This is a genomic window from Nocardia bovistercoris, from assembly GCF_015674855.1.
Taxonomy (GTDB): Bacteria; Actinomycetota; Actinomycetes; order Mycobacteriales; family Mycobacteriaceae; genus Nocardia; species Nocardia bovistercoris.
Genome location: NZ_JADMLG010000001.1, coordinates 809,040 through 830,703, shown reverse-complemented (window position 1 = coordinate 830,703; position 21,664 = coordinate 809,040). Strand labels below are relative to the sequence as shown.

Annotated in this window: 15 protein-coding genes; 11 read left to right on the top strand and 4 right to left on the bottom strand. The window is 70.0% G+C overall.

Annotated elements, in window-relative coordinates; translation table 11 throughout:
• Positions 1-141 precede the first annotated feature (141 nt).
• The 7 genes from IT779_RS03800 (at position 142) to IT779_RS03770 (ending at position 7,365) form a co-directional block, all read left to right on the top strand.
• A complete protein-coding gene (locus IT779_RS03800; RefSeq protein WP_196147667.1) occupies positions 142-2,700 on the top strand; it encodes a sensor histidine kinase in 2,559 nt (852 codons plus the stop codon).
• Positions 2,701-2,762: 62 nt separating this feature from the next.
• Positions 2,763-3,470, top strand: coding sequence for a response regulator (locus IT779_RS03795; protein ID WP_196147666.1), 708 nt, complete (start codon positions 2,763-2,765; stop codon positions 3,468-3,470).
• A 236-nt stretch (positions 3,471-3,706) separates the two neighbouring features.
• Complete coding sequence (locus IT779_RS03790; RefSeq protein ID WP_196147665.1) at positions 3,707-4,219, top strand: OsmC family protein; 513 nt, start codon at positions 3,707-3,709, stop codon at positions 4,217-4,219.
• 172 nt (positions 4,220-4,391) lie between these two features.
• Positions 4,392-4,700 carry an acylphosphatase gene (locus tag IT779_RS03785; protein ID WP_196147664.1) on the top strand — a complete coding sequence of 103 codons (309 nt, stop codon included), beginning with the start codon at positions 4,392-4,394 and terminating at the stop codon, positions 4,698-4,700.
• Positions 4,701-5,139: 439 nt separating this feature from the next.
• Positions 5,140-5,691 (top strand): hypothetical protein, encoded by a 552-nt coding sequence (locus tag IT779_RS03780; protein ID WP_232541362.1) that lies wholly within the window; start codon positions 5,140-5,142, stop codon positions 5,689-5,691.
• Entirely contained in the window at positions 5,691-6,869 is a 1,179-nt protein-coding gene (locus IT779_RS03775) for a glutathionylspermidine synthase family protein (RefSeq protein ID WP_196147663.1), read from the top strand. Before IT779_RS03780 ends, IT779_RS03775 begins: the two co-directional genes overlap by 1 nt.
• Positions 6,870-6,915: 46 nt before the next feature.
• Positions 6,916-7,365, top strand: a complete 450-nt coding sequence (locus IT779_RS03770; protein WP_196147662.1) for a DUF350 domain-containing protein — start codon at positions 6,916-6,918, stop codon at positions 7,363-7,365.
• A 61-nt stretch (positions 7,366-7,426) separates the two neighbouring features.
• Here the strand turns inward: IT779_RS03770 and IT779_RS03765 are convergent, their stop codons facing one another.
• On the bottom strand, positions 7,427-8,053 hold the full coding sequence (locus IT779_RS03765; RefSeq protein ID WP_196147661.1) for an MBL fold metallo-hydrolase: 627 nt from the start codon (positions 8,051-8,053) through the stop codon (positions 7,427-7,429).
• A complete protein-coding gene (locus IT779_RS03760) occupies positions 8,050-9,135 on the bottom strand; it encodes an S-(hydroxymethyl)mycothiol dehydrogenase (protein ID WP_196147660.1) in 1,086 nt (361 codons plus the stop codon). Before IT779_RS03760 ends, IT779_RS03765 begins: the two co-directional genes overlap by 4 nt.
• Positions 9,136-9,298: 163 nt before the next feature.
• Between IT779_RS03760 and IT779_RS03755 the strand changes: the two genes are divergently transcribed.
• Positions 9,299-9,730, top strand: coding sequence for a DUF1707 SHOCT-like domain-containing protein (locus tag IT779_RS03755; RefSeq protein WP_196147659.1), 432 nt, complete (start codon positions 9,299-9,301; stop codon positions 9,728-9,730).
• Positions 9,731-10,141: 411 nt separating this feature from the next.
• On the opposite strand, the gene IT779_RS03750 is transcribed toward IT779_RS03755, so the two are convergent.
• Complete coding sequence (locus IT779_RS03750; RefSeq protein ID WP_196147658.1) at positions 10,142-12,706, bottom strand: hypothetical protein; 2,565 nt, start codon at positions 12,704-12,706, stop codon at positions 10,142-10,144.
• A 314-nt stretch (positions 12,707-13,020) separates the two neighbouring features.
• On the opposite strand from IT779_RS03750, the gene smc reads away from it, so the two are divergent.
• The gene (gene smc / locus IT779_RS03745; RefSeq protein ID WP_196147657.1) at positions 13,021-16,665 is read left to right on the top strand and encodes a chromosome segregation protein SMC; all 3,645 of its coding nucleotides are present in this window, start codon (positions 13,021-13,023) and stop codon (positions 16,663-16,665) included.
• 597 nt (positions 16,666-17,262) lie between these two features.
• On the opposite strand, the gene IT779_RS03740 is transcribed toward smc, so the two are convergent.
• On the bottom strand, positions 17,263-17,652 hold the full coding sequence (locus IT779_RS03740; RefSeq protein WP_019048221.1) for a DUF2237 family protein: 390 nt from the start codon (positions 17,650-17,652) through the stop codon (positions 17,263-17,265).
• Positions 17,653-17,904: 252 nt separating this feature from the next.
• Here IT779_RS03740 and ftsY point away from each other — a divergent pair, with 252 nt between their 5' ends.
• Together ftsY and IT779_RS03730 are read left to right on the top strand one after the other, a co-directional pair.
• Positions 17,905-19,830 carry a signal recognition particle-docking protein FtsY gene (gene ftsY / locus IT779_RS03735; RefSeq protein WP_408637712.1) on the top strand — a complete coding sequence of 642 codons (1,926 nt, stop codon included), beginning with the start codon at positions 17,905-17,907 and terminating at the stop codon, positions 19,828-19,830.
• A gap of 483 nt (positions 19,831-20,313) precedes the next feature.
• Positions 20,314-21,660 carry an ammonium transporter gene (locus IT779_RS03730; RefSeq protein ID WP_332838634.1) on the top strand — a complete coding sequence of 449 codons (1,347 nt, stop codon included), beginning with the start codon at positions 20,314-20,316 and terminating at the stop codon, positions 21,658-21,660.
• The last annotated feature ends 4 nt before the right edge of the window (positions 21,661-21,664 follow it).

Here is a 21,664-nt window from a genome sequence, read left to right as displayed (position 1 = left end):
GACGCCCTGCTGATGTGACGCTCGTCCCCCGTATGGATAGCGCTAAGAAGCGCGGTGGCGGGTCGCGCGCCGTGCCTACAGTCGGTTGATCGGACAGGTGATCCGCGGGCGGCGCGGACGGGAGGTTCGGAAAGGGATCGGGTGAAACGCGGGCGGCTGCGGATCTACCTCGGTGCGGCGCCGGGCGTCGGCAAGACCTACGCGATGTTGGCGGAGGCGCATCGGCGGCTGGAGCGCGGACGTGACGTGGTGGCCGCGATCATCGAGACGCACGGGCGGGCGAAAACAGCCGAACTCATGGCGGGGATCGAATTCGTGCCGACCGTGTCCGTGCGCTACCGCGACGCCGATTTCGCCGAACTCGACGTGGCAGCGGTCCTGCGCCGCGCGCCCGCCGTGGCGCTGGTCGACGAACTCGCGCATACGAACACGCCGGGCAGCCGCAACGCCAAACGCTGGCAGGACGTGGCGGAACTGCTCGAAGCGGGCATCGACGTGGTGTCGACGGTCAACGTGCAGCACCTCGAGAGCCTCAACGACGTGGTCGAGCAGATCACCGGGATTCGGCAGCGGGAGACGGTGCCCGATGCCGTCGTGCGCGGCGCGGACCAGGTGGAACTGGTCGACATCACGCCGGAAGCGTTGCGGCGCAGACTGTCCCACGGCAATGTCTACGCCGCCGACAAGGTGGACGCGGCGCTGCGCAACTACTTCCGGCCGGGCAACCTCACCGCCCTGCGCGAACTCGCGCTGCTGTGGATCGCCGACCAGGTCGACGCCGCGCTGGCGAAATACCGTGCCGACCACCGCATCACCGAGCTGTGGGAGGCGCGCGAACGCGTGGTCGTCGCCGTGACAGGCGGCCCGGAATCGGAGACCGTGGTGCGGCGCGCGGGCCGGATCGCCGTGAAATCCAGCGCCGACCTGGTGGTGGTGCACGTGGTGCGCGGCGACGGACTCGCAGGGGTGTCGGCGCAGCGGTTGGCGCGGCTGCGCGACCTCGCCGCGAGCCTGGACGCGACCCTGCACACCGTCACCGGCGCCGACGTGCCTACGGCCCTGCTGGAATTCGCGCGCGAGGTCGACGCGACCCAGCTGGTGCTCGGCACCTCGCGGCGCTCGCGCTGGGCGCACATCCTCGACGAGGGCATCGGGGCGGCCGTCGTGCGGCGCTCCGGCAAGATCGACGTGCACATGGTCACCCACGAGGAGGCCGATCGCGGGGTGCGGTGGCGCCGGTTCCTGCCGCGCCTGCCCGTCTTGGCGTGGCTCGCCGCGATTCTCGTGCCCGCGCTGGTGTGCGCGGTGAGCGCGGTCGCCCTCGACGGATACCTCGAACTCGGCGGACTCAGCGCCATGTTCTTCATCGGCGTCGTCGCGGTCGCGCTGCTCGGCGGGGTGCTGCCCGCCGTCTTCTCGGCGCTGTTCTCCGGACTGTTGCTGAACTGGTTCTTCGCCGATCCGCGCTACAGCCTCACCATCGCCGAGCCCGACAGTTTCGTCACGGTCGTGGTGCTGCTGATCGTCGCGGTCGCGGTCGCCGCGCTGGTCGACCAGGCGGCCGCGCGCACCGCGCAGGCGCGCCGGGCCGCGCACGAGGCCGAACTGCTGACCTTGTTCGCGGGCGCCGTGCTGCACGGCGCCGACCTGCCGAAACTGCTCGAACAGGTCAGGGAGACCTACGGACTGCGCGCGGTGAGCATGCTGTGCGGTGACGACGTGGTCGCGGCGGTCGGCGTGGAACCGGCACGCCGCGGTGTCGACGCCGACGCGGTGATCGAGGCGGGTGACACCACGAGTCGCCTGCTGCTGTCGGGGCGTCCGCTGGCGCCGGGGGACCGGCCGGTGCTCACCGCCGTGGCCAATCAGGCCGCGGGGCTGGTGAACCAGGCCAGGCTCGCCGAGGAGGCCAGTGCCGCCGCCGCGCTGCTCGAAGCCGACCGGCTGCGGCGGGCGCTGCTTTCGGCGGTCAGTCACGATCTGCGGACCCCGCTGGCGGGTGCGAAGGCCGCGGTGTCGAGCCTGCGCGGCGACGAGGTGGAATTCTCCGCCGAGGACACCGCCGAACTGTTGGAAGCGGTGGAGGAATCGGTGGATCAGCTGACCGCGCTGGTCGACAACCTGCTCGACTCCTCGCGCCTCGCGGTGGGCGTGGTGTCGCCGCGGCTACGCCGGGTCTACATGGACGAGGTCGTGCACCGGGCGCTGGTGAGTGTCGGAATGGGCGCGCGCGGGCCGCGTCGCGCGGCGATGGACCGGGTGTCGGTCGAGGTCGGCGATGTCTCGGTGCGCGCCGACGCGGGGCTGCTGGAACGGGTGCTGGCGAATCTGATCGACAACGCGCTGCGGCACTCCGGGGTCGACACGCCGGTGCGGGTCACCGCGGAACAGGTGAGCGACCGGGTCACGCTCGCGGTCATCGACGTGGGACCGGGAATTCCGCAGGACGCCGAGGAACAACTGTTCGAACCGTTCCAGCGGCTCGGCGACCGGGACAACACCACAGGGGTCGGGCTCGGGCTCTCGGTGGTCCGCGGATTCACCGAAGCCATGGGCGGCGCCGTGCACGCCGAACCGACGCCGGGGGGCGGGCTCACGATGATCGTCGACCTCGCGGCCGCCGACCCGCGACCCGGTGCGGACAACGGCGCCGACCGGCCCGCGCGTACTGCCGTCGACGGCGAGACGGGTGGTCGATGATGACAACGAGCATGGTCGAACGGGCGAGGACACCGAATCCGGAGAGGCGGACCGAGGTCGGTATGGCGGACAAGACACAGGACGGCCAGGCCACCAAGGTGCTGGTCGTCGACGACGAACCGCAGATCGTGCGGGCGCTGCGCATCAACCTGTCGGTGCGCGGCTACGAGGTGATCACCGCGGGCACCGGCGCCGCGGCCCTGCGCGCGGCCGCCGACCGCCACCCCGACGTGGTCGTCCTCGACCTCGGCCTGCCCGATATGGACGGTATCGAGGTGATCGCTGGCCTGCGCGGCTGGAGCACCGCGCCGGTGATCGTGCTGTCGGCGCGCACCGACTCCTCCGACAAGGTCGAGGCGCTCGACGCGGGCGCCGACGACTACGTCACCAAACCGTTCGGCATGGACGAACTGCTCGCCAGACTGCGCGCCGCCGTCCGGCGCGGGACGGGCGGCGCCGAGGCCGACGACCCCGTCGTGGTGACCGCCTCGTTCACCGTCGACCTCGCCGCCAAGCGGGTCACCAAGAACGGCGAGCCCGTGCACCTGACGCCCACCGAATGGGGGATGCTCGAGATGCTGGTGCGCCATCGCGGCAAACTCGTCGGCCGCAAGGAACTGTTGCGCGAGGTGTGGGGTCCGTCCTACGCCACCGAAACCCATTACCTGCGGGTCTATCTCGCGCAGTTGCGCCGCAAACTCGAGGACGATCCGGCCCATCCGCGACATCTGCTGACCGAGGCCGGAATGGGATACCGATTCCAGGAGTGAGGGGGTTGTGTTGATTTTGCGAGACGGCCGCGAACCGTCGCTCGTCGGGCTCGCTCCCGACGGGGCTGGGTTTGGTGGGGGTGTTGCGGGGCTGGGGATACCGCGCGGTGTGACGTGGGGGCCTGTGGCGGAATGCGGGTCGGGGCGGTCGATGTTGGCATGCAGGTCCAGATGTTCGCTGTGCTGTAGTTCACCGGCATGTCGGATGACCCGATCACGATGGCAGGATCGAGAACATGGCCGAGCAGATCTCCGCATCGAACAGTGCGCCCGCGGCGGCGCCGACGACCTCCGCGACTCCGGCGGCTCCGGCGGTCGCGACTCGGGCCGGCGCGGCTCCAACCACGCTGTGGGCCGAGCGCACCGGGACCCGTGAGTACGTCGGCCGCAGTTCGCGCGGAGCCGAAGTGCTCATCGGCTCCCAGGGCGTTCCCGGTCGGTTCACGCCGGGTGAACTGCTCAAGATCGCGCTCGCGGCCTGCTCGGGGCTCAGCGCCGATCTGCCGCTCGCGCGCAAACTGGGCGACCACTTCGACGCGACGATCCGGGTCTCCGGTGACCCGGATCGCGAGAACGAGGTGTACCCGCAACTCGACGAGGTCTTCGAACTCGACCTCAGCGAACTGGACGACGAGGCGCGCGAACGCCTACTGGTCACCGTGCAGCGGTCCATCGACAAGGTGTGCACGGTCGGGCGCACGCTGAAGGCGGGGACGAAGGTCACTCTTTCCTTCGAGATCGACGGCTGAGCTGTTCTTCGTATTTCCGCTGTCCTGAGTGGGTTTCGCGCTCGGCGGTCGGGGCTGTCTTCGGTGACGACGGCCGTGGTCGCCCGGCGGGATCGACCCGTCCGGGGTGCGTCGCGCAGCGCGGCGTGACCGTGGGGTGGGACTACCGCATCACACCCGTTATCGTCTGCGCATGGGTGACTTACCTGGCCCCCGTCCCGAGGACGGCGGCGACGCGCGGCTGAGCGCCTGGGTGCACGGCCTCGTGCAGGGCGTCGGATTCCGCTGGTGGACCCGCTCGCGCGCGCTGGAACTCGGACTCGCCGGATATGCCAGGAACGCGCCCGACGGCCGCGTCCACGTGGTCGCCGAAGGCCGCCGCGCGGACTGCGTGCGGTTGCTCGAGGTCTTGCGGTCGGGTGATACGGCTGGTCGGGTGACCCTTGTTGTGGAAAGCTGGGAGCCCGCGCGGGGTGATATGTCCGGATTCGAGGAGCGCTAGTGGATTCGACGGTGCAGCGGGGGGTGCTGTGAGTACGGGGGATTCGGCGGACGGTTCCGGTCGCGAGGAGCAGGCTGGTCGAGGCGGCGATCCGGCGCGCGGTGGCGCCGATCGTCCCGAACAGGACGCTCCAGGCTCGGCGCCGGGGCAGGGTATTCCGCCCGGTCCCGTGCCGCCGCCGGGCCAGGGGTCGTCGTTCGGCGCGGTGCCGCCGCCAGGTCAGGGTTCGGCGCCCGGAGGTGTCCCGCCGCAGTTCCAGGGTTCGCAGTTCGGCGCCGCGCCGCCGCCTGGCCAGGGATCTCCGTCCGGTTCCGCGCCGTCGCCTTGGCAGGGTTCTCCGTCCGGTTCCGTGCCGCCGCCAGGTCAGGGTTCTCCGCCTGGCTTTCCGCCGTCGGGCGGACCGGGACAACCTCCCGCTTGGCAGCCGCCCGGAGAGCAGGTGGGCGGGCAGCGTCAGGGCAGCATCGAGCGTCAGGAACCCGGTGTCACCCAGCCGCGTCCGCCGACCGTGGCCGAGGCGAGGGCGCGGGACAAGGCGCGTCGCAATGCCGAACAGGCGCACCGCGCGGCGACCGCGGCGGCCGACGCGAAACGCCGCACCCGCAACCGGGTGCTCATCGGCGGTGTCGCGGTGGTCGGCGTCGCCGGACTCGTCGGCGGCGGCTACCTCGCCTACCGCGCGTTGACCGCACCCGACCGGGTCACGGCGTCCTGCGTGCAGATCAACGAGAACGGCCAGGAAGTCGTGGTCGACGACAAGTACTGCCAACCCGGGCAGAGCGGATTCGTCAACGACAGTTCCGGCGCGGGCATCGTCGTGCTCGGCGCGTGGCCGCAGTATCGCTACTACTACGGCGGCAGTTCGACCATCGGCAAGCCACCCACCGGCGGGACCACGGTCCGGCCCAAAGGCGCGGAGATCAAGACCAAGTCGGGAACCACCGTCCAGCGCGGCGGACTCGGCAGCAAGAGCACCGGGAGCGGTTCGTAATGCGGCGTGTGCGCGGCACACCGAGGGCGGATTGGCAGCAGATCGTCGAAGGCCAGGGGTTGGTCTACGGCGCGCCGGGCCGGGATGCGAGCGGTCAGCCGCGGCCGTACTGGGACGAGTCGGTGCACTACGAATTCGACATGGCGGAGATCCTCGCGTTGGAGGCCGATGTCGAACTCCTGCATTCCATGTGCCTGCACGCCGTCGAACACGTCGTGCTCACCGGGCGGTTCCGGGATTTCGGCCTGCCGGAATGGAGTTGGGAGCCGATCGCGGAATCCTGGCGGCGCTCCGATCCACACGTCTACGGCCGTTTCGACCTGCGCTACGACGCCCGCCGCCCGGCGAAACTGCTGGAATACAACGCCGACACCCCGACCTCGCTGCTGGAAGCGGCCATCGTGCAATGGCATTGGCTGACCGCGCTGTATCCCGACGACGACCAGTGGAATTCGCTGCACGAGAAACTGGTCGAGCGCTGGGGCGACCTGCGCGATCTGCTGCCCGCGCCGCAACTGCATTTCAGCTGGTCCGGCGCGGACGCCACCGGTGAGGACAATGTCACCACCGCCTATATGCAGGAAACCGCGGCCGAGGCGGGTTTCGACACCATCGCGCTGCCCATCGAGGAAATCGGATTCGATTCGACGCTGGAACGATTCGTCGACCTCGCCGAGGCGCCGATCGACGCCGCTTTCAAGCTCTACCCGTGGGAATGGGTGCTCGACGACGAGTTCGGCAAGCGGGTGGTGAGCAGCTTGCCCGGCACCATGTGGGTGGAGCCGCTGTGGAAGACGCTGTTGAGCAACAAGGCGATTCTTGCGGTGCTGTGGGAAATGTATCCGGGACACCCGAATCTGCTGCCCGCCTACCTCGACGACCCGCACGAACTCACCGAGTACATCCGCAAGCCGAAACTCGGCCGCGAAGGCGCGAATATGACCATCGTCGGCGCGGGCATGGAAACCGCGACCGGCGGGGTGTACGGCGAAGAGGGTTTCGTCTACCAATTGCTCGACCCGCTGCCGGAATTCGACGATATGCGCCCGGTGCTCGGCGCGTGGATCGTCGGCGATACCTCGGCGGGGCTCGGGATCAGAGAAACCGCGGGCCTGATCACCGACGACAGTTCGGCCTTCGTCCCGCACCGCATTCCCGCCGACCCGGCCTCGCACTGATTCGGAAATCACCGAACGGACCTCGCATGTCAGGAAAGGACCATCGATGACCGCAGTCGCCCTCGAATCGGGGTACTGGAGTTCACTCGGCGAAGGAGTCGGCGCGATCCTGCTCTACGCCGTGATCGGCCTGGTGCTCATGTTGATCGGCTTCTACGCCATCGACCTGACCACCCCCGGACATCTGCGCGGGATGGTGAGCGAGGGCAAACCCAACGCCATCATCGTGACCGCGGCGGGCATCGTCAGCATGGCGTTCATCGTGGTGCTCGCGATCTACTCCTCGGCGGGCAAGCTGTCGGAGGGTCTCATCGCCGCCCTGATCTACGGTCTGGTCGGCATCATCGCCCAGGTGATCTCGGTGCGCATCCTGGAGCGGGCGCTCGGCATCGATATCGGGGCCGCGCTGCACGCCGACACCTACACCACCGAGGTGCTCGTGGTCGCCGCCGCGCACTTCGGGCTCGGTCTGGTCGTCGCCTTCGCCATTCTTTGAATGTGCGCGGCTTGAACGTGCGCGGCCCGGTGCGAGGATTCGACCGGGCCGCATCGTCGGGTCAGTGCCCGCGCGCGATCCAGTCCGCCAACGCGGGCCGCTCCGCGCCGATGGTGGTGCCGTCGCCGTGACCGGTGTGCACCGCGGTGTCCTCGGGCAGGGTGAGCAGGCGGTCGCGGATGGAATCGATGATGGTGTCGAAATCGGAGTAGGACCGCCCGGTCGCGCCCGGTCCGCCCTGGAACAGCGTGTCGCCGGTCCACAGGGCCGATAGTTCGGGCACGTACAGGCTGACCGAGCCGGGGGAATGCCCCGGCGTGTGCAACACGTCGATATCCGTGCCGGCCACGGTGATCCGCTCGGTGTCGGCCAGCGAACGGTAGTCGACGTCCGGGTGGGTCATGCGCCACAGCGGTTCGTCGCCGGGGTGCAGCAGGATGGGCGCGTCGAATCGGTCGCTCAGTGCGGGCGCGACGGTGACGTGGTCGTTGTGGCCGTGTGTGCACAGCACCGCGACCACCTCGCGGTCGCCGACCGCCGCCGCGATCGCGTCGGCGTCGTGGGCGGCGTCGATCACGAGCACCTGGCGGTCGTCGCCGATCAGCCACACGTTGTTGTCGACGTCCCAGGTGCCGCCGTCGAGGGAGAAGGTGCCCGAGGTGACGACCCGGTCCACGCGCGCGGTCACAGGACCACCACCGAGCGCAGCACCTTGCCCGCGTGCATGGCGTGGAAGGCGGCTTCGACGTCGTCGAGGCCGATGCGTTCGGTGACGAACTTCTCCAGCGGCAGGCGGCCCTGGCGGTACAGCTCGATCAGCATCGGGAAGTCGCGTTCCGGCAGACAGTCGCCGTACCAGGACGATTTCAGCGCGCCGCCGTGTGAGAACAGGTCGATCAGCGGCATGTCGAGGGTCATGTCGGGGGTGGGGACGCCGACCAGGACCACGGTGCCCGCCAGGTCGCGGGCGTAGAACGCCTGCTTCCAGGTCTCGGGGCGGCCGACGGCTTCGATGACCACGTCGGCGCCGACCTCGTCGGTGAGTTCCTTGACGCGTTCGACCACGTCCTCGGTGCTCGCGTCGACGGTGTGGGTCGCGCCGAATTCGCGCGCCCACTCCAGCTTCGCCGGATCGCGGTCGACGGCGATGATGGTGCGCGCGCCCGCGAGCCGCGCGCCCGCGATGGCGGCGTCACCGACGCCGCCGCAGCCGATGACCGCGACGGAGTCGCCGCGCGAGACATTGCCGGTGTTCATCGCGGCGCCGATGCCCGCCATGACACCGCAGCCGAGTAGTCCGGCGACCGCCGGATCGGCGTCGGGATCGACTTTGGTGCACTGCCTTTCGTGCACGAGGGTCTTGTCGGCGAAGGCGCCGATGCCGAGCGCCGGGCTCAGTTCGGTGCCGTCGGCCAGCGTCATGGGCTTGCTCGCGTTGCCGCTGTCGAAGCAGTACCAGGGCCGTCCGCGTTTGCACGCGCGGCACTGTCCGCAGGTCGCCCGCCAGTTCAGCACCACGAAATCGCCCGCGGCGACATGGGTGACCTGCGCGCCGACGGTTTCCACGACGCCCGCCGCCTCGTGTCCGAGCAGGAACGGGAATTCGTCGTTGATTCCGCCTTCGCGGTAATGCAGGTCGGTGTGGCAGACGCCGCACGCCTGCACCCGCACCACCACGTCGTGCGGACCCGGATCGGGGATGACGATGTCCACGATTTCGACCGGGGCGCCCTTGGCGCGGGCGACGACGCCACGCACGGTTTCCGACACGAAGTACCTCCTCGAGGATCTGGCCACTGCGGTACGGCTCATCCTGCCGTGCGGCGGCGCGCGACGCCACGGCGCGCCCACGGTGACACTTGACATTCCACATAGGAGGTTTCATGCTTGATCTACATTCCAATGTGGAACATCAAGGACGAAGGATTCGGATATGGACATCGCGACCGGAACTCGCGCCTCGGACGCCGAACGCGACGCCGTGGTGCGCCTGCTCGCCCGACATCTGGCCGAAGGCCGGATCGACCTCACCGAATACGACCAGCGCGTCGCCGCCGTCTACGGCGCCGCCACCCGCGACGACCTACACCTGGTACTCGGCGACCTGCCCGCCCTGTCGAAGCCCGCACTCACCGAACACGCCACCCGCCCCCGCCGGGTGCCGCTGTGGCAGCGCATAGAAGCCACCACTTGGTTCGGCGTGAGCCTGCTCGTCCTGGTGATCTGGGCCGCCATCTCCCTCGGCGTCGGCGAATTCACCTACTTCTGGCCGGTCTGGGTGATCGGCCCCTGGGGCGCGGTCCTGGCCTTCCGCATGGTCACCGGATTCGAATCCGGACTCGGCTGCGGTCGCCGCCGCGTGTGAATCGACCTGAGACCTCGGCCGACGGGCACCGAGCCGACGACCGACCGAGGCCGGGGCGACCGGCCATCGGCCCGAACACCGACGGACGCGGGCCTGACACCCTGCGCGAGGCCGAGGCTCACCACTCGACCGATGTCGGGACGGAATCCGATCCGAGTCGACCTGTGACCGACCGAGATCGCCCGGATGTTGGGCCTGCTCCGGTCGTGGCCGGAATTCGGCGTCTTCACCGAAGCCGAGGTCGCCATCCGGCTCGATGTCGGGGCTGGACTCCGGTCGTGGCCGGTCTCGGCGTCTCGACCGAAGTCGGATGGGCACCTTCCGAGGGGATGGCCTGAGATCAACCTCGAGGCCGGGCCTGAATCGGATCCGACACGCCGGTTGCGGCCGTGGCCGAACCTTATGCTTCGACTATCGGCCGTGACGTGGACGCGACCCCAGGTCGTACCTGTCGCGGCCGTAGTCGTCCTGGTCCGCGTACCGGTCGTCGTAGTCGCGGCGCACGCGATCCTGCGTGTGCCGGTCGCGGGTGTCGGGCGTGCTGGAGCGTGAGCGAGCGTTCGGGGCGGGGTCGTAGGCGGCGAGGCCGTCGGGTGATCTTCCGCCGCGCGGCGCGGATCGGTCGAAATCGTTCGAGTCGATGGGGCGGCGGCGACCGGATTCGGAGTACTCGGCGCCGATTCGGTCGCGTCGGTTCGCGTCGCCGGGGCGTGGTCGCGGGGCGTTCCCGCCCGAACGGTCGCGTCCGTCGCGAGGCTGCGCGGCGCGCGGGCCGGTGTCGGCGCGGCGGTCGGCATCGGGGCGGTCCGGCGTGTGGCGCGGCGGTCGGGCTTCGGCCTCCGGGCGTCGGGTGTGGGCCTCGGCGTCCGGGCGATGGGCGCGCGTGGCGGTGTCGGGGCGTTCGGCGGCGTGGCGGGTGCGAGGCTCGGCCGGGTCGTGCCCGCTCGTGCGGCGTGACTGTCGGGTGTGCGGATCGATCGATGTGTCGGGGTGTTCGGAGGTGTGGCGGGATCGAGGGGCTGCGGTGTCCTGCCGGTCGGTGCGGCGTGCTTGTCGGGTGTGCGGATCGACCGGGGTGTCTCGGCGTTCGGGGGTGTGTCGGGCCGAGTCGTCCCGGCCGGATCGGCCCGTGTCGTTGGCGCCTGCGCGAGCTCTGTCGGACCGATCGGCATCGCCGCCGGATCGGCCGTTTGCCTGCGTGCCGGATCGGCCCGTCGCTCGGGCATCGGATCGGCCGATGTCTCGTGCGGATCGGCCTGCTCCTGATCCGTCCGAGTCGCGACCCCGACGGCTCGAAGGCGAGTCGCCCCGCCGGTCCCTGCCCTCGGACTGCTCGCCCGCGTCCCCGCGCCGCCGCGCACCCGACCCGCGCGACCCCCGTTCCGGGACGTCGTCGTAGCGGACGTCGAAATCGCGGTAGTCGTCGTAGTCGGCCGGACGGGCGGGTGGGCGACTCCCGCCGCGTGCGCGGTCCCGCGAGCCCGGCCGGACGGCCGCGCGATCGTCGTAGTCGTCCTCGACATCATCGAGTTCGTCGTCGAAATCCTCGTCGTACTCGTCGTCGAGGTCGTCGTAGTCGTCGTCCGCATCGTCGCGGTGGCGCTGGGGGATGGCCCGCGCGAGCAGCCCGCGCGCCCGGTCCATGCGTTCACGCCACGACGGCGGATCCTCGTAGTCCTCGTCCTCCGCGAAGTCGTCCACATCGTGCGACACGGACTCGCGGACCCGCGACTTCGGTTGTGTGTGCGACCCGGGCCGCGCAGCCACGGGCGAGTCGGTCCGACCGCCCGCGGACTCCGATCGCCTTGATCTCGCGGCCGATTCGGACCGTCCGACCGTCGTGTCGGACCGCCCGGCCGTTGTGGGGGATTCGGCATACCTGGACGGCGATTCGGACCGCCCGGTCTTCGCGGCGGATCCGGGGTACCCGGGTGCGGATTCGGGTCGTCCGGCCGATGCGGAAGTCCTCGACCGCCTTGCCGTCGCGGCGGATTCCTGGCGTCCCGAGGCCGTGGGCGACTCACGCCGCCCGGAGGCGACCGGAGACTCCGCCCGTCCGGCGGCGGAGCGCCTGGATTCGGTCGCGGCGTCGAGCCTGCCGGACGCCGCGCCGGACTCGGGTCGGGCGCCCGGTTCAGGTCGTCTCGCGGTGTCCTGACGTCGGGATATCGCGGGAGATTCGGGTCGACCCGCTGCCGGTCGCTCGGCCGCTGCCCGCCTGCCCGTCGCGGCGGATACGGATCGTTCGGGTTTCGCGGGGGACTCGACCCGCGCGGACGAGGTGACGCGGACGTTCGGGCCGGAGGAAGGCGATTCCGCCGCCGCTCGGGTGGACGGCGTGATCGGGATTCCGCCGGTGCGGCTCGCTTGGACTTCGCGCGGCAGTCCGCGTTTGAGGATGGGGAGTTTGCGGGTGGAGCGGCTTGGATTGTCGCCTTTCTCACGGTAGGTCGCGGGGATGCCGTGTGCGCGGACCCAGGCGCCGGGGTCGCGACGGCTCGGGCGATCCAGTTGCGGGATTGTGCTTTCCAGCAACTCAACGAGCTCGCCCGCACCGCCCCCGAGCGCGCTGCGGATGGCGGGGAAGGTGGCGGGGCGGAAGGTCCACGACCATTCGTGTGCCTCGTGTTCGCCGGAGCCCTCGCGGCCGTGGAAGACCAGGTTGCCGGAGGGGGCGATTCTGGCCCGGATCGTACGGTTCTCGTGTTCGAGGAGGAATTCGCCGCGCTCGCCGGTCTCGTCGGCTTCGTCGGCCTCCAGTTCCTCGGCGCGATTGCTCAGCGTGATCTCGAACCAGGCCGCCGCGATGCCCGCGATGCCGAGGCCCGCCGCGAGCAGCAGTTCGCCCCAGACATCGGAAAGCATCGAGGTGCGACTTTGCTCACAGGCGTACAGGAACACCAGGCAGCCCAGCACCAAGGCGGTGATACGGACAAGCCGGTATCTGGTGCTGGTCCCGAATAGGGGGGCTGGCATCGGTGAAACTCCCGAGAAACGTACCGCTGGCGAACCTGGAGGCATGTTATGCGCACTCGCGCCCTTGTCGCAGAGTTTGCGAACGGTTCGACACACGGCATGCCCGTGAAGATTCTGTGAACGATCCCGACGTGGCTGTCGCGACGGGCAGGTCGCGTGGGCTCGGCAAACGCGGGGCACACCACACGGCGGCGCTGTCGTAGGGAGTCGATAACCTGGAACGGGCTGTCCCCCGGTCCCGCCGCCGGTGGATACGATGGCTGGTCGCGCCTCGCGGCACCGTGGGAAACGAACGACGGAAGGGTCGTCCGAATTTGCACCTGAAGAGTCTGACGTTGAAGGGGTTCAAGTCCTTCGCCTCCGCGACGACGCTGCGCTTCGAACCGGGCATCACCTGTGTGGTCGGCCCCAACGGTTCGGGCAAGTCCAATGTCGTCGACGCGCTCACCTGGGTCATGGGCGAGCAGGGCGCGAAGGCGCTGCGCGGCGGCAAGATGCAGGACGTCATCTTCGCAGGCACCTCGGGGCGCGCGCCGCTCGGCCGCGCCGAGGTGACCCTCACCATCGACAACTCCGACGGCGCGCTGCCCATCGACTACGCCGAGGTCTCCATCACCCGGCGCATGTTCCGCGACGGCGCGGGCGAATACGAGATCAACGGCAACTCCTGCCGTCTCATGGACGTGCAGGAACTGCTCAGCGACTCCGGCATCGGCCGGGAGATGCACGTCATCGTCGGGCAGGGCCAGCTCTCGGCCATCCTGGAATCGCGGCCCGAGGACCGCAGGGCCTTCGTCGAGGAGGCCGCGGGCGTACTCAAACACCGCAAACGCAAGGAGAAGGCGGTCCGCAAACTCGAGGCGATGCAGGCCAACCTGGCTCGCCTCACCGACCTCACCACCGAATTGCGGCGGCAACTCAAACCGCTCGGACGTCAGGCCGAGGTCGCGCGCCGCGCCCAGACGGTGCAGGCCGACCTGCGCGACGCCAGGCTGCGTCTGGCCGCCGACGACCTGGTCACCCGCCGTCAGGAACTCGCGTCCCAGCAGAGCAAGGAAGCCTACGCGCGCGAGCAGCAGATCACCGTGCAGTCCGAACTCGACGCCGCCAACGCCGCGCTGGCCCAACAGGAGTTCCAGCTGTCGCGGCTCACCCCGAGTTCGGAGGCCGCGGCGCAGAGCTGGTTCCAGCTGTCCGCGCTGGCCGAACGCGTGAACGCGACCATCCGCATCGCGGGCGACCGCGCCCGCCACCTCGACACTCCGGCTCAGGTCGGCACAGGCCGCGATCCCGAACAGCTAGAGGCCGAGGCCGACCGTGTCGAGGCCGAGGAACTGGAGCTGAACGCGGCCGTCGAGATGGCCACCGAAACCCTGGAGTCGGCGCGCGACGCGCTCTCCGACCGCGAGCACGCCGCCAAGGCCGCCGAGGCGGCGCATCTGGCCGCCGTGCGCGCCATCGCCGACCGCCGCGAGGGCCTGGCTCGGATGGCGGGCCAAGTGGAGATGTTGCGGGCGCGTGGGCAGTCGGTGGACGCGGAGATCGCGCGCCTGTCGATCGCGATCACCGAAGCGCGCGGACGCGGCGACACGGCCGAAGCCGAATTCGAGGCCGTGCAGGCCGAGTTGAGCGAACTCGACGCGGGTGAGGAAGGTCTCGACGCCCAGCACGAACACGCCGTGCAGGCCATCACCATGGCCGATCAGCGGGTCGCCGAGCTGCGCGAACAGGATCGTGACGCGGGTAAGCGGGTCGCGTCGCTGACGGCGCGCATCGAGGCGCTCGGCATGAACCTGGCCCGCCGCGACGGCGCCGCCTGGCTGGCCGAGCACCGGGCCGAGGGGCTGCTCGGTCCGCTGTCGGGGATGCTGCGGGTGCACGGTGGCTACGAGGCCGCGGTGGCCGCCACCCTCGGACCGCTCGCCGACGCCGTCGCTGCCGACTCCGGCACGACCGCGCACGCCGCCTTGAACGCGCTGAAGGAGGCCGACGGGGGCCGCGCCGCCCTGGTCTTCGACACCGCCGACGGCCACCGCGCACCGGGCGACCCGCTGCCGGAGGGCGCCCGCTGGCTGGCCGAGGTGGTGGAATGCCCCGACCACATGCGCGGCGCGGTCACCGCACTCGTCGCGGGCGTCGCCGTGGTCGCGGACCTGCCCGCCGCGACCACTCTGCTCGCGGCCCGCTCCGACCTGCGGGTGGTGACCCGCGACGGTGACCTCAGCGGCAGCGGCTGGGTGCTCGGCGGTTCCGATCGCGCGCCGAGCCAACTCGAGATCCAGGCCGATATCGATACCGCCCGCGCCGATCTGGCCGCCGCGCAGCGTCGCGCCGAGGAACTCGAAGCCGCGCTGTCGGGCGCCCTGGACGAACAGGCCGACCGCAAGGACGCCGTCGACCAGGCGTTGCTCGCCCTGCACGAATCCGATCAGGCCCTGCTCGCGATCTACGATCGGCTCGGCAGGCTCGGCCAGGCCGCCCGCGCCGCCCGCGCCGACAGCGATCGGCTCGGCGTCCAGCGCGCCGAGGCCGAGTCGAGTCGCGACGACGCGTCGACCGCGCTGGCCGAGATGGAAGACCGGCTGCGCGCGATCGAACTCGAACAGAGCGACGATCCCGACGGCCTCGGCTCGGCGGGCACCGAGGCCGCGGGCCGGGCGCGCGAGGAGGCCGCCGCCGCGCTCGCCGAGGCGCGCGCCATGGAGGTCGAGGCCAGGCTCGCGGTTCGCACCGCGGAGGAGCGCGCGCAATCGGTGCGCGGCAAGGCGGATTCGCTGCGTCGCGCCGCCCGCGCCGAACGCGAGACCCGCGCCCGCGCCGAACGCGCGCAGGCCGCGCGCAGACAGGCCGCTGCGGTGGCGGCGGCGGTCGCCGAATCCGGTGCGCGGGTGGCCGCCGAGCTGGAGCAGGTGGTGGCCGCGGCGAGCGCCCGCCGCGACGATCTGGTGCGCCGCCGCACCGAGGTCGCGGCGCAGGTCGATCAGATCAAGGAGCGTTCGCGCGCGCTGGCAGGCCAGCTCACCCAGCTCACCGACGCGGTGCACCGCGACGAAGTGGCCAAGGCGCAGGCCGCGCTGCGCATCGAACAGCTCGAGGTGACCATCGCCGAGCAGTTCGGCATCGCGCTCGCCGACCTGATCGCCGAATACGGTCCCGACGTGCCGTTGCCGCCCTCGGAGCTGGAGCTGCTCGAGTACGAGCAGGCCAAGGAACGCGGCGAACAGGTCACCGCGCCCGCGCCGATGCCGTTCGACCGCGCGTCCCAGGAGCGCCGCGCCAAACGCGCGGAGAAGGACCTGAGCACCCTCGGCAAGGTCAATCCGCTCGCGCTCGAGGAGTTCGCGGCGCTGGAGGAGCGCTACAACTTCCTCGCCACCCAGCTCGAGGACGTGAAGAACGCGCGAAAGGATCTGCTCGAGGTGGTCGCCGAGGTCGACGCGCGCATCCTCCAGGTCTTCACCGAGGCGTACGAGGATGTCGAACGCGAATTCGTCGGCGTGTTCGCCAAACTCTTCCCTGGCGGCGAGGGCCGACTCGTGCTCACCGACCCCTCCGACATGCTCACCACCGGCATCGAGGTGGAGGCGCGGCCGCCGGGCAAGAAGGTCAAACGGCTGTCGCTGCTGTCCGGCGGGGAGAAGTCGCTGACGGCGGTCGCGTTGCTGGTGGCCATCTTCCGCGCGAGGCCGTCGCCGTTCTACGTGATGGACGAGGTCGAGGCGGCCCTCGACGACACCAATCTGCGGCGGCTGATCGGGCTGTTCGAGCAGCTGCGGGAGAAGAGTCAGCTGATCGTGATCACCCACCAGAAGCCGACCATGGAGATCGCCGACGCCCTGTACGGAGTGAGCATGCGCGGCGACGGGATCACCCAGGTGATCTCGCAGCGGCTGCGCGGACAGGCGCCTGCACCTTCGGCGGCGGCGGATCCGGTGGAGCCCGCCGCGGTGTCGGGCTGAGGATCGCGCCGCGCAGTCCGCTCCTGCGCTGTCGAAGGTAGGCTCGGGCAACCGGTTGCCTTGCGTCCGAGATCAATTGCCTTGCACCTCACTGGTGCCATCCGCTGATCTCGCTCCGGCATATCCGACGACGGCAGCGCCGGAGATGTCGTTTCGCGGAGTGGGAGAACGCTTTCCACGTGCGCGCGGCGAGATTCCGGGCGTCCCGCAATACCATCGCGCCGCGGCGCGCGGACGTCGCGGTCGCCGACGCGCGTGATCCTGTTCACCGGATGCGTTGCCATCCAACGGCACCGGAGCAACTGCGCGATGACCATACGCGCGGACAGTCGAGTCGATAAGCGCGCAGGGCGGTCGAAATGTCGCTCGCGGCGGCCGCGCCAGAGCCCGACGAAATGGCCGGGGGAAACGTGATGAAAGTCTCGACTCGCCGAGCTGCGCTATCTGCCGGGCGTGGTCGCGGCGCTCGGGAGCGCCCCGCGATCCGGGACCGCGCAGACGATCCGGCCGAGCGCGCCACGTCGAGCGGGCACGCCGCGATCCGGCAATCCGGATGTCCGAATTGCCGGGCGCGGTGCGGCGTCTATCCAGGGTGGCTCAGAGCAGGTCGCTGACGTCGTCGGGGACGTCGACGGCGTATTTGCGCAGGATGTCCATGGAGATCACCTCTAAGGCGTTCTCGTGGGTGGCGGCGAGCACGACGGGGGCGGCGACACCGTCCTCGTGGGCGTGTAGCCAGCGCACCGCAACCACACACCAGCGATCACCCGGTTGCAGGCCGGGGAAGTTGTTCTCCGGACGCGGAGTGCTCAAGTCGTTCCCGATGGACGCCTGATGCTCGAGGAACTCTGCTGTCACCACGGTGCACACGGTGTGGCTACCGAGATCTTCCGGTCCGGTACTGCAGCAGCCGTCCCGGTAGAAGCCGGTGAGCGGATCGGTGCCGCACTCTTCCAGCGGCCCCCCAAGCACGTTTCGATCGGTCACGTCGCCGATCCTATTGTCCCTTCGCGAGAAGTTCCGCAGGACAAGAAATCTCGGGGGCTGTGTCGATGGCCTCAGCACCGCTGTGATCTGTGGCGCGCACGGCTGTGACCTGTGGTGCACGCGGTTGTCATCTGTGGTGCGCGCGGTTGTGGCCCGCGGTGCACGCGGCTGTGATCTGCGGCGCACGCGCAGTCGACCTGCGGCGCGACGCGGCGAAGGGCGCGAACGCATACTTCTGCAAGGATGGTCGGCGTGAGTTCCGAAGCCTGGATTCTGATCGCCGTAGTCGCCGCGCTGCTGCTCGTCGCGCTGGTGTCCGGATTCGTCCTGTACAAGCGCAGGCGCGTATCGCTGACGGCGCCGACCGAGGACAAGGAACTGACCGACCGGTCGGGCGGTTATACCGCTTCCGGTGGCTTCAGTTTCAGCCAAGGCGGCGCAACCACCGCGACACGCCCGGAACCTGCGCCCATCGAACGCACCGACACCGACGGCCAACCGCACATCGGTGACGATGCCGCGATTCCACGCGACGCGCCCAAGCGCGGCATCACGAATATCCCGCTGCCCGAATCCGACACCGCCGTCGCGGACGCCGCGCCCTCGACCGACGAACTATCCGAAGCCGCTCCGTCCGACACCACCGCGCCCGGCGCCGAAGACGTGTCGGCCACCGAGGCGACGAGTACCGCGCCCCCCGCGACAGGTAAGCCCGCCGCGCCGACCGAAGCCGGCCGACCTGGCGCCCCCACCGAAGCGGGGAAGCCCGCTGCGCCCGCCGAGTCTGCGGGCAAGACCACCGCGCCCGCCGAGCCTGCGGGTAAAGCCACCGCACCCGCCGAGCCTGCGGGTAAATCCGCCACTCCGACTGAGGCCGCGGGGAAGCCTACCGAGGCTGCCGCGCCCGCCGAGGCCGAGGACAAGGCCACCGCGCCCACAAAGGCTGCGGGCAAGACCACCACCGCGCCGACCGAGGCCGGCGGTGAGGCCACCGCGCCGACCGAGGCCGTTGCTCCCGCCGACGCCACGGGCAAGGCCGCCACGCCGCCGGGGACCGCGGGTACGGCTGTCGCACCTGCCGACACCGCGGGTGCATCCGTCGCACCTGCCGAGGCCGCGGGTACGGCTGTCGCGCCCACCGAGGCTCCGGAGAAGGCCGCGCCTGGCACGCCGACCGAGGCGCCGCGGACGACCACCCCGCCCGCCGATACCGCCAAGACCATCGCCGGGGTACCGACCGCCCCGGTCGAGGAGATCGAACCGACGGCGGGCCGCCTGGTGCGCCTGCGCGGCAGGCTGTCGCGCTCGCAGAACGCCGTCGGCAAGAGCCTGCTCGGTCTGCTCGGCGGCGGCGACCTCGACGAGGACTCGTGGGAGGAGGTAGAGGACACCCTGGTCCTGGCCGACCTCGGCACCGCGAGTACCGCGTCGGTGGTGAACCGGTTGCGCGAGGAGATGGCGGCGCGCAGCGTGCGCACCACCGACCAGGCCCGCGAGGTGCTGCGCGCGGTCCTCGTCGAGGCGCTGCGCCCCGAACTCGACCGTTCGGTACGCGCGCTCCCGCACGCCGACCATCCGTCCATCCTGCTCGTCGTCGGCGTCAACGGCACCGGAAAGACCACGACCACCGGCAAGTTGGCGCGGGTGTTGGTCGCCGACGGCCGCCGCGTCCTGCTCGGCGCCGCCGACACCTTCCGCGCCGCCGCCGCCGATCAACTCCAGACCTGGGGTGAGCGGGTCGGCGCCGAGACGGTGCGCGGCAAGGAGGCGGGTGATCCGGCTGCGGTCGCCTTCGACGCCGTGGCCGCAGGCATCGATCGCGGCGTGGACGCGGTCCTGATCGATACCGCGGGACGCCTGCACACCAAGACCGGCCTGATGGACGAACTCGGCAAGGTCAAGCGCGTCGTGGAGAAGAAGGCCCCCGTCGACGAGGTCCTGCTCGTGCTCGACGCGACGGTGGGGCAGAACGGTCTCACCCAGGCGCGAGTCTTCGCCGAGGTCGTCGACATCACGGGCGTGGTGCTCACCAAACTCGACGGCACCGCCAAGGGTGGCATCGTCTTCCAGGTGCAGCACGAACTCGGCGTGCCGGTGAAGCTGGTCGGCCTCGGCGAGGGCGCCGACGATCTCGCCCCGTTCGAACCGGCCGCCTTCGTCGACGCGCTGTTGGGCTGAGTCCGCCCGCGCGGCCGGTGGTTTCGCCGCTGTCCGCGCGGAATACTCCGCCTGCGGCGCTGCGCCGCGACGAGCCGGAGCGGTCGTCGGAGAATCCGCCGGATTTCCCCGCGATCCCGCGCAATTCCGGGTGCGGAGAATTTGCCGATTCTCGGCGAGCCGCTGATTGATTTGTGGTACCTGATGCGACGGTGTGATTGTTTTCCCCGGCGGCGCGATACCCCCGCAAACCGGGGGGCGTGGCGAGCGGGCGGTTTGCCGAACGCTACCGATCGGTAGCAGTGATTTCGATACGGGGTCGCGCCGCTCACACCTGCGGGGAAACCTGCGGTGTACGCCCTGAAACCTGGCGGCAACACAACTGCGCTATCCGTTCACGCGAGTGAAACATTGCAGCATGACGGATGAAACACCGAGTGAGGAACCTTCTGTGCAGGTCCATTTGCCGGAGTCGGCAGGGCCCGAGATGAGGAGGACATTAAGGTGGCATTTCCCGTAATCGGCGCGCCGGACGCCGGTGACACCGCATGGATGCTGGCCAGCTCAGCGCTCGTGCTGTTGATGACACCCGGACTGGCATTCTTCTACGGCGGCATGGTCCGCTCCAAGAACGTGCTGAACATGATCATGATGAGTATCAGCTCGATGGGATTGATCACGATCCTGTGGGTGCTGTACGGATTCTCGCTGGCATTCGGCGAGGACAAAGGCAATCTCATCGGAGACCCGGGTCAATATTTCGGATTGAAGAGCGTTTTCGGTGGTAGCTACCTCGCTTCCACAGATCCGGCGGCCCCGGCCGCGGTTCCGCTGAACGGTACGATTCCACTCTCGGTATTCGTCGCCTTCCAGCTCATGTTCGCGATCATCACGGTCGCACTCATCTCGGGCGCGGTCGCCGATCGCCTCAAGTTCGGCTCATGGCTCCTGTTCGCGGGCATCTGGGTGACGGTCGTCTACTTCCCGGTCGCGCACTGGGTGTTCGCCTTCGACGGCTACACCGGTGAGGAAGGCGGCTGGATCGCCAACAACCTCAAGGCGATCGACTTCGCGGGTGGTACCGCCGTCCACATCAACGCGGGCGCGGCGGGCCTGGTGCTGGCCATCGTCCTCGGCAAGCGCAAGGGCTGGCCTTCGACCCCGTTCCGTCCGCACAACCTGCCCTTCGTCATGCTCGGCGCCGGTCTGCTGTGGTTCGGCTGGTACGGCTTCAACGCCGGTTCCGCGGTCGGCTCCAACGGCATCGCGGGCGCGACCTTCCTGACCACGACGATCGCCACGGCGGCGGCCATGCTGGCCTGGGTGCTGGTCGAGAAGTTCCGCGACGGCAAGCCGACCTCCCTCGGCGCCGCTTCGGGCATCGTGGCCGGTCTGGTCGCCATCACCCCGGCCTGTTCCTCGGTGAACGCGCTCGGCGCGGTCGCGGTCGGCGTCGTGGCGGGTGCGCTGTGCGCCCTCGCGGTCGGCCTGAAGTTCCGGTTCAAGTTCGATGACTCGCTCGACGTGGTCGGCGTCCACCTCGTCGGTGGTCTCGTCGGCACGCTGATGGTCGGCCTCGTCGCCGCGCCCGAAGCACCGGCGGCGGTCGAGGGCTTGTTCTACGGTGGTGGTATCGAGCAGTTGAAGCTTCAGGCTGTCGGTGCGTTCACCGTGCTCGCCTACTCCCTGGTCGCCACCGCGGTGATCGCGTACATCATCAAGTTCACGATCGGTCTGCGGGCAACCGAGGAGGGCGAGTCGGCGGGTCTGGACGAGGCCGAGCACGCTGAGACCGCATACGATTTCGCTGCTGTGGGTGGCACGGCGCGCTCGCTCGTCAAGGAGGCATGACGAC

Coding starts and splice junctions, on each gene's coding strand:
- IT779_RS03795 (WP_196147666.1), top strand. CDS start 2,763: ATGGCGGACAAGACACAGGACGGCCAGGCCACCAAGGTGCTGGTCGTC.
- IT779_RS03790 (WP_196147665.1), top strand. CDS start 3,707: ATGGCCGAGCAGATCTCCGCATCGAACAGTGCGCCCGCGGCGGCGCCG.
- IT779_RS03785 (WP_196147664.1), top strand. CDS start 4,392: ATGGGTGACTTACCTGGCCCCCGTCCCGAGGACGGCGGCGACGCGCGG.
- IT779_RS03775 (WP_196147663.1), top strand. CDS start 5,691: ATGCGGCGTGTGCGCGGCACACCGAGGGCGGATTGGCAGCAGATCGTC.
- IT779_RS03770 (WP_196147662.1), top strand. CDS start 6,916: ATGACCGCAGTCGCCCTCGAATCGGGGTACTGGAGTTCACTCGGCGAA.
- IT779_RS03755 (WP_196147659.1), top strand. CDS start 9,299: ATGGACATCGCGACCGGAACTCGCGCCTCGGACGCCGAACGCGACGCC.
- IT779_RS03750 (WP_196147658.1), bottom strand. CDS start 12,706: ATGCCAGCCCCCCTATTCGGGACCAGCACCAGATACCGGCTTGTCCGT.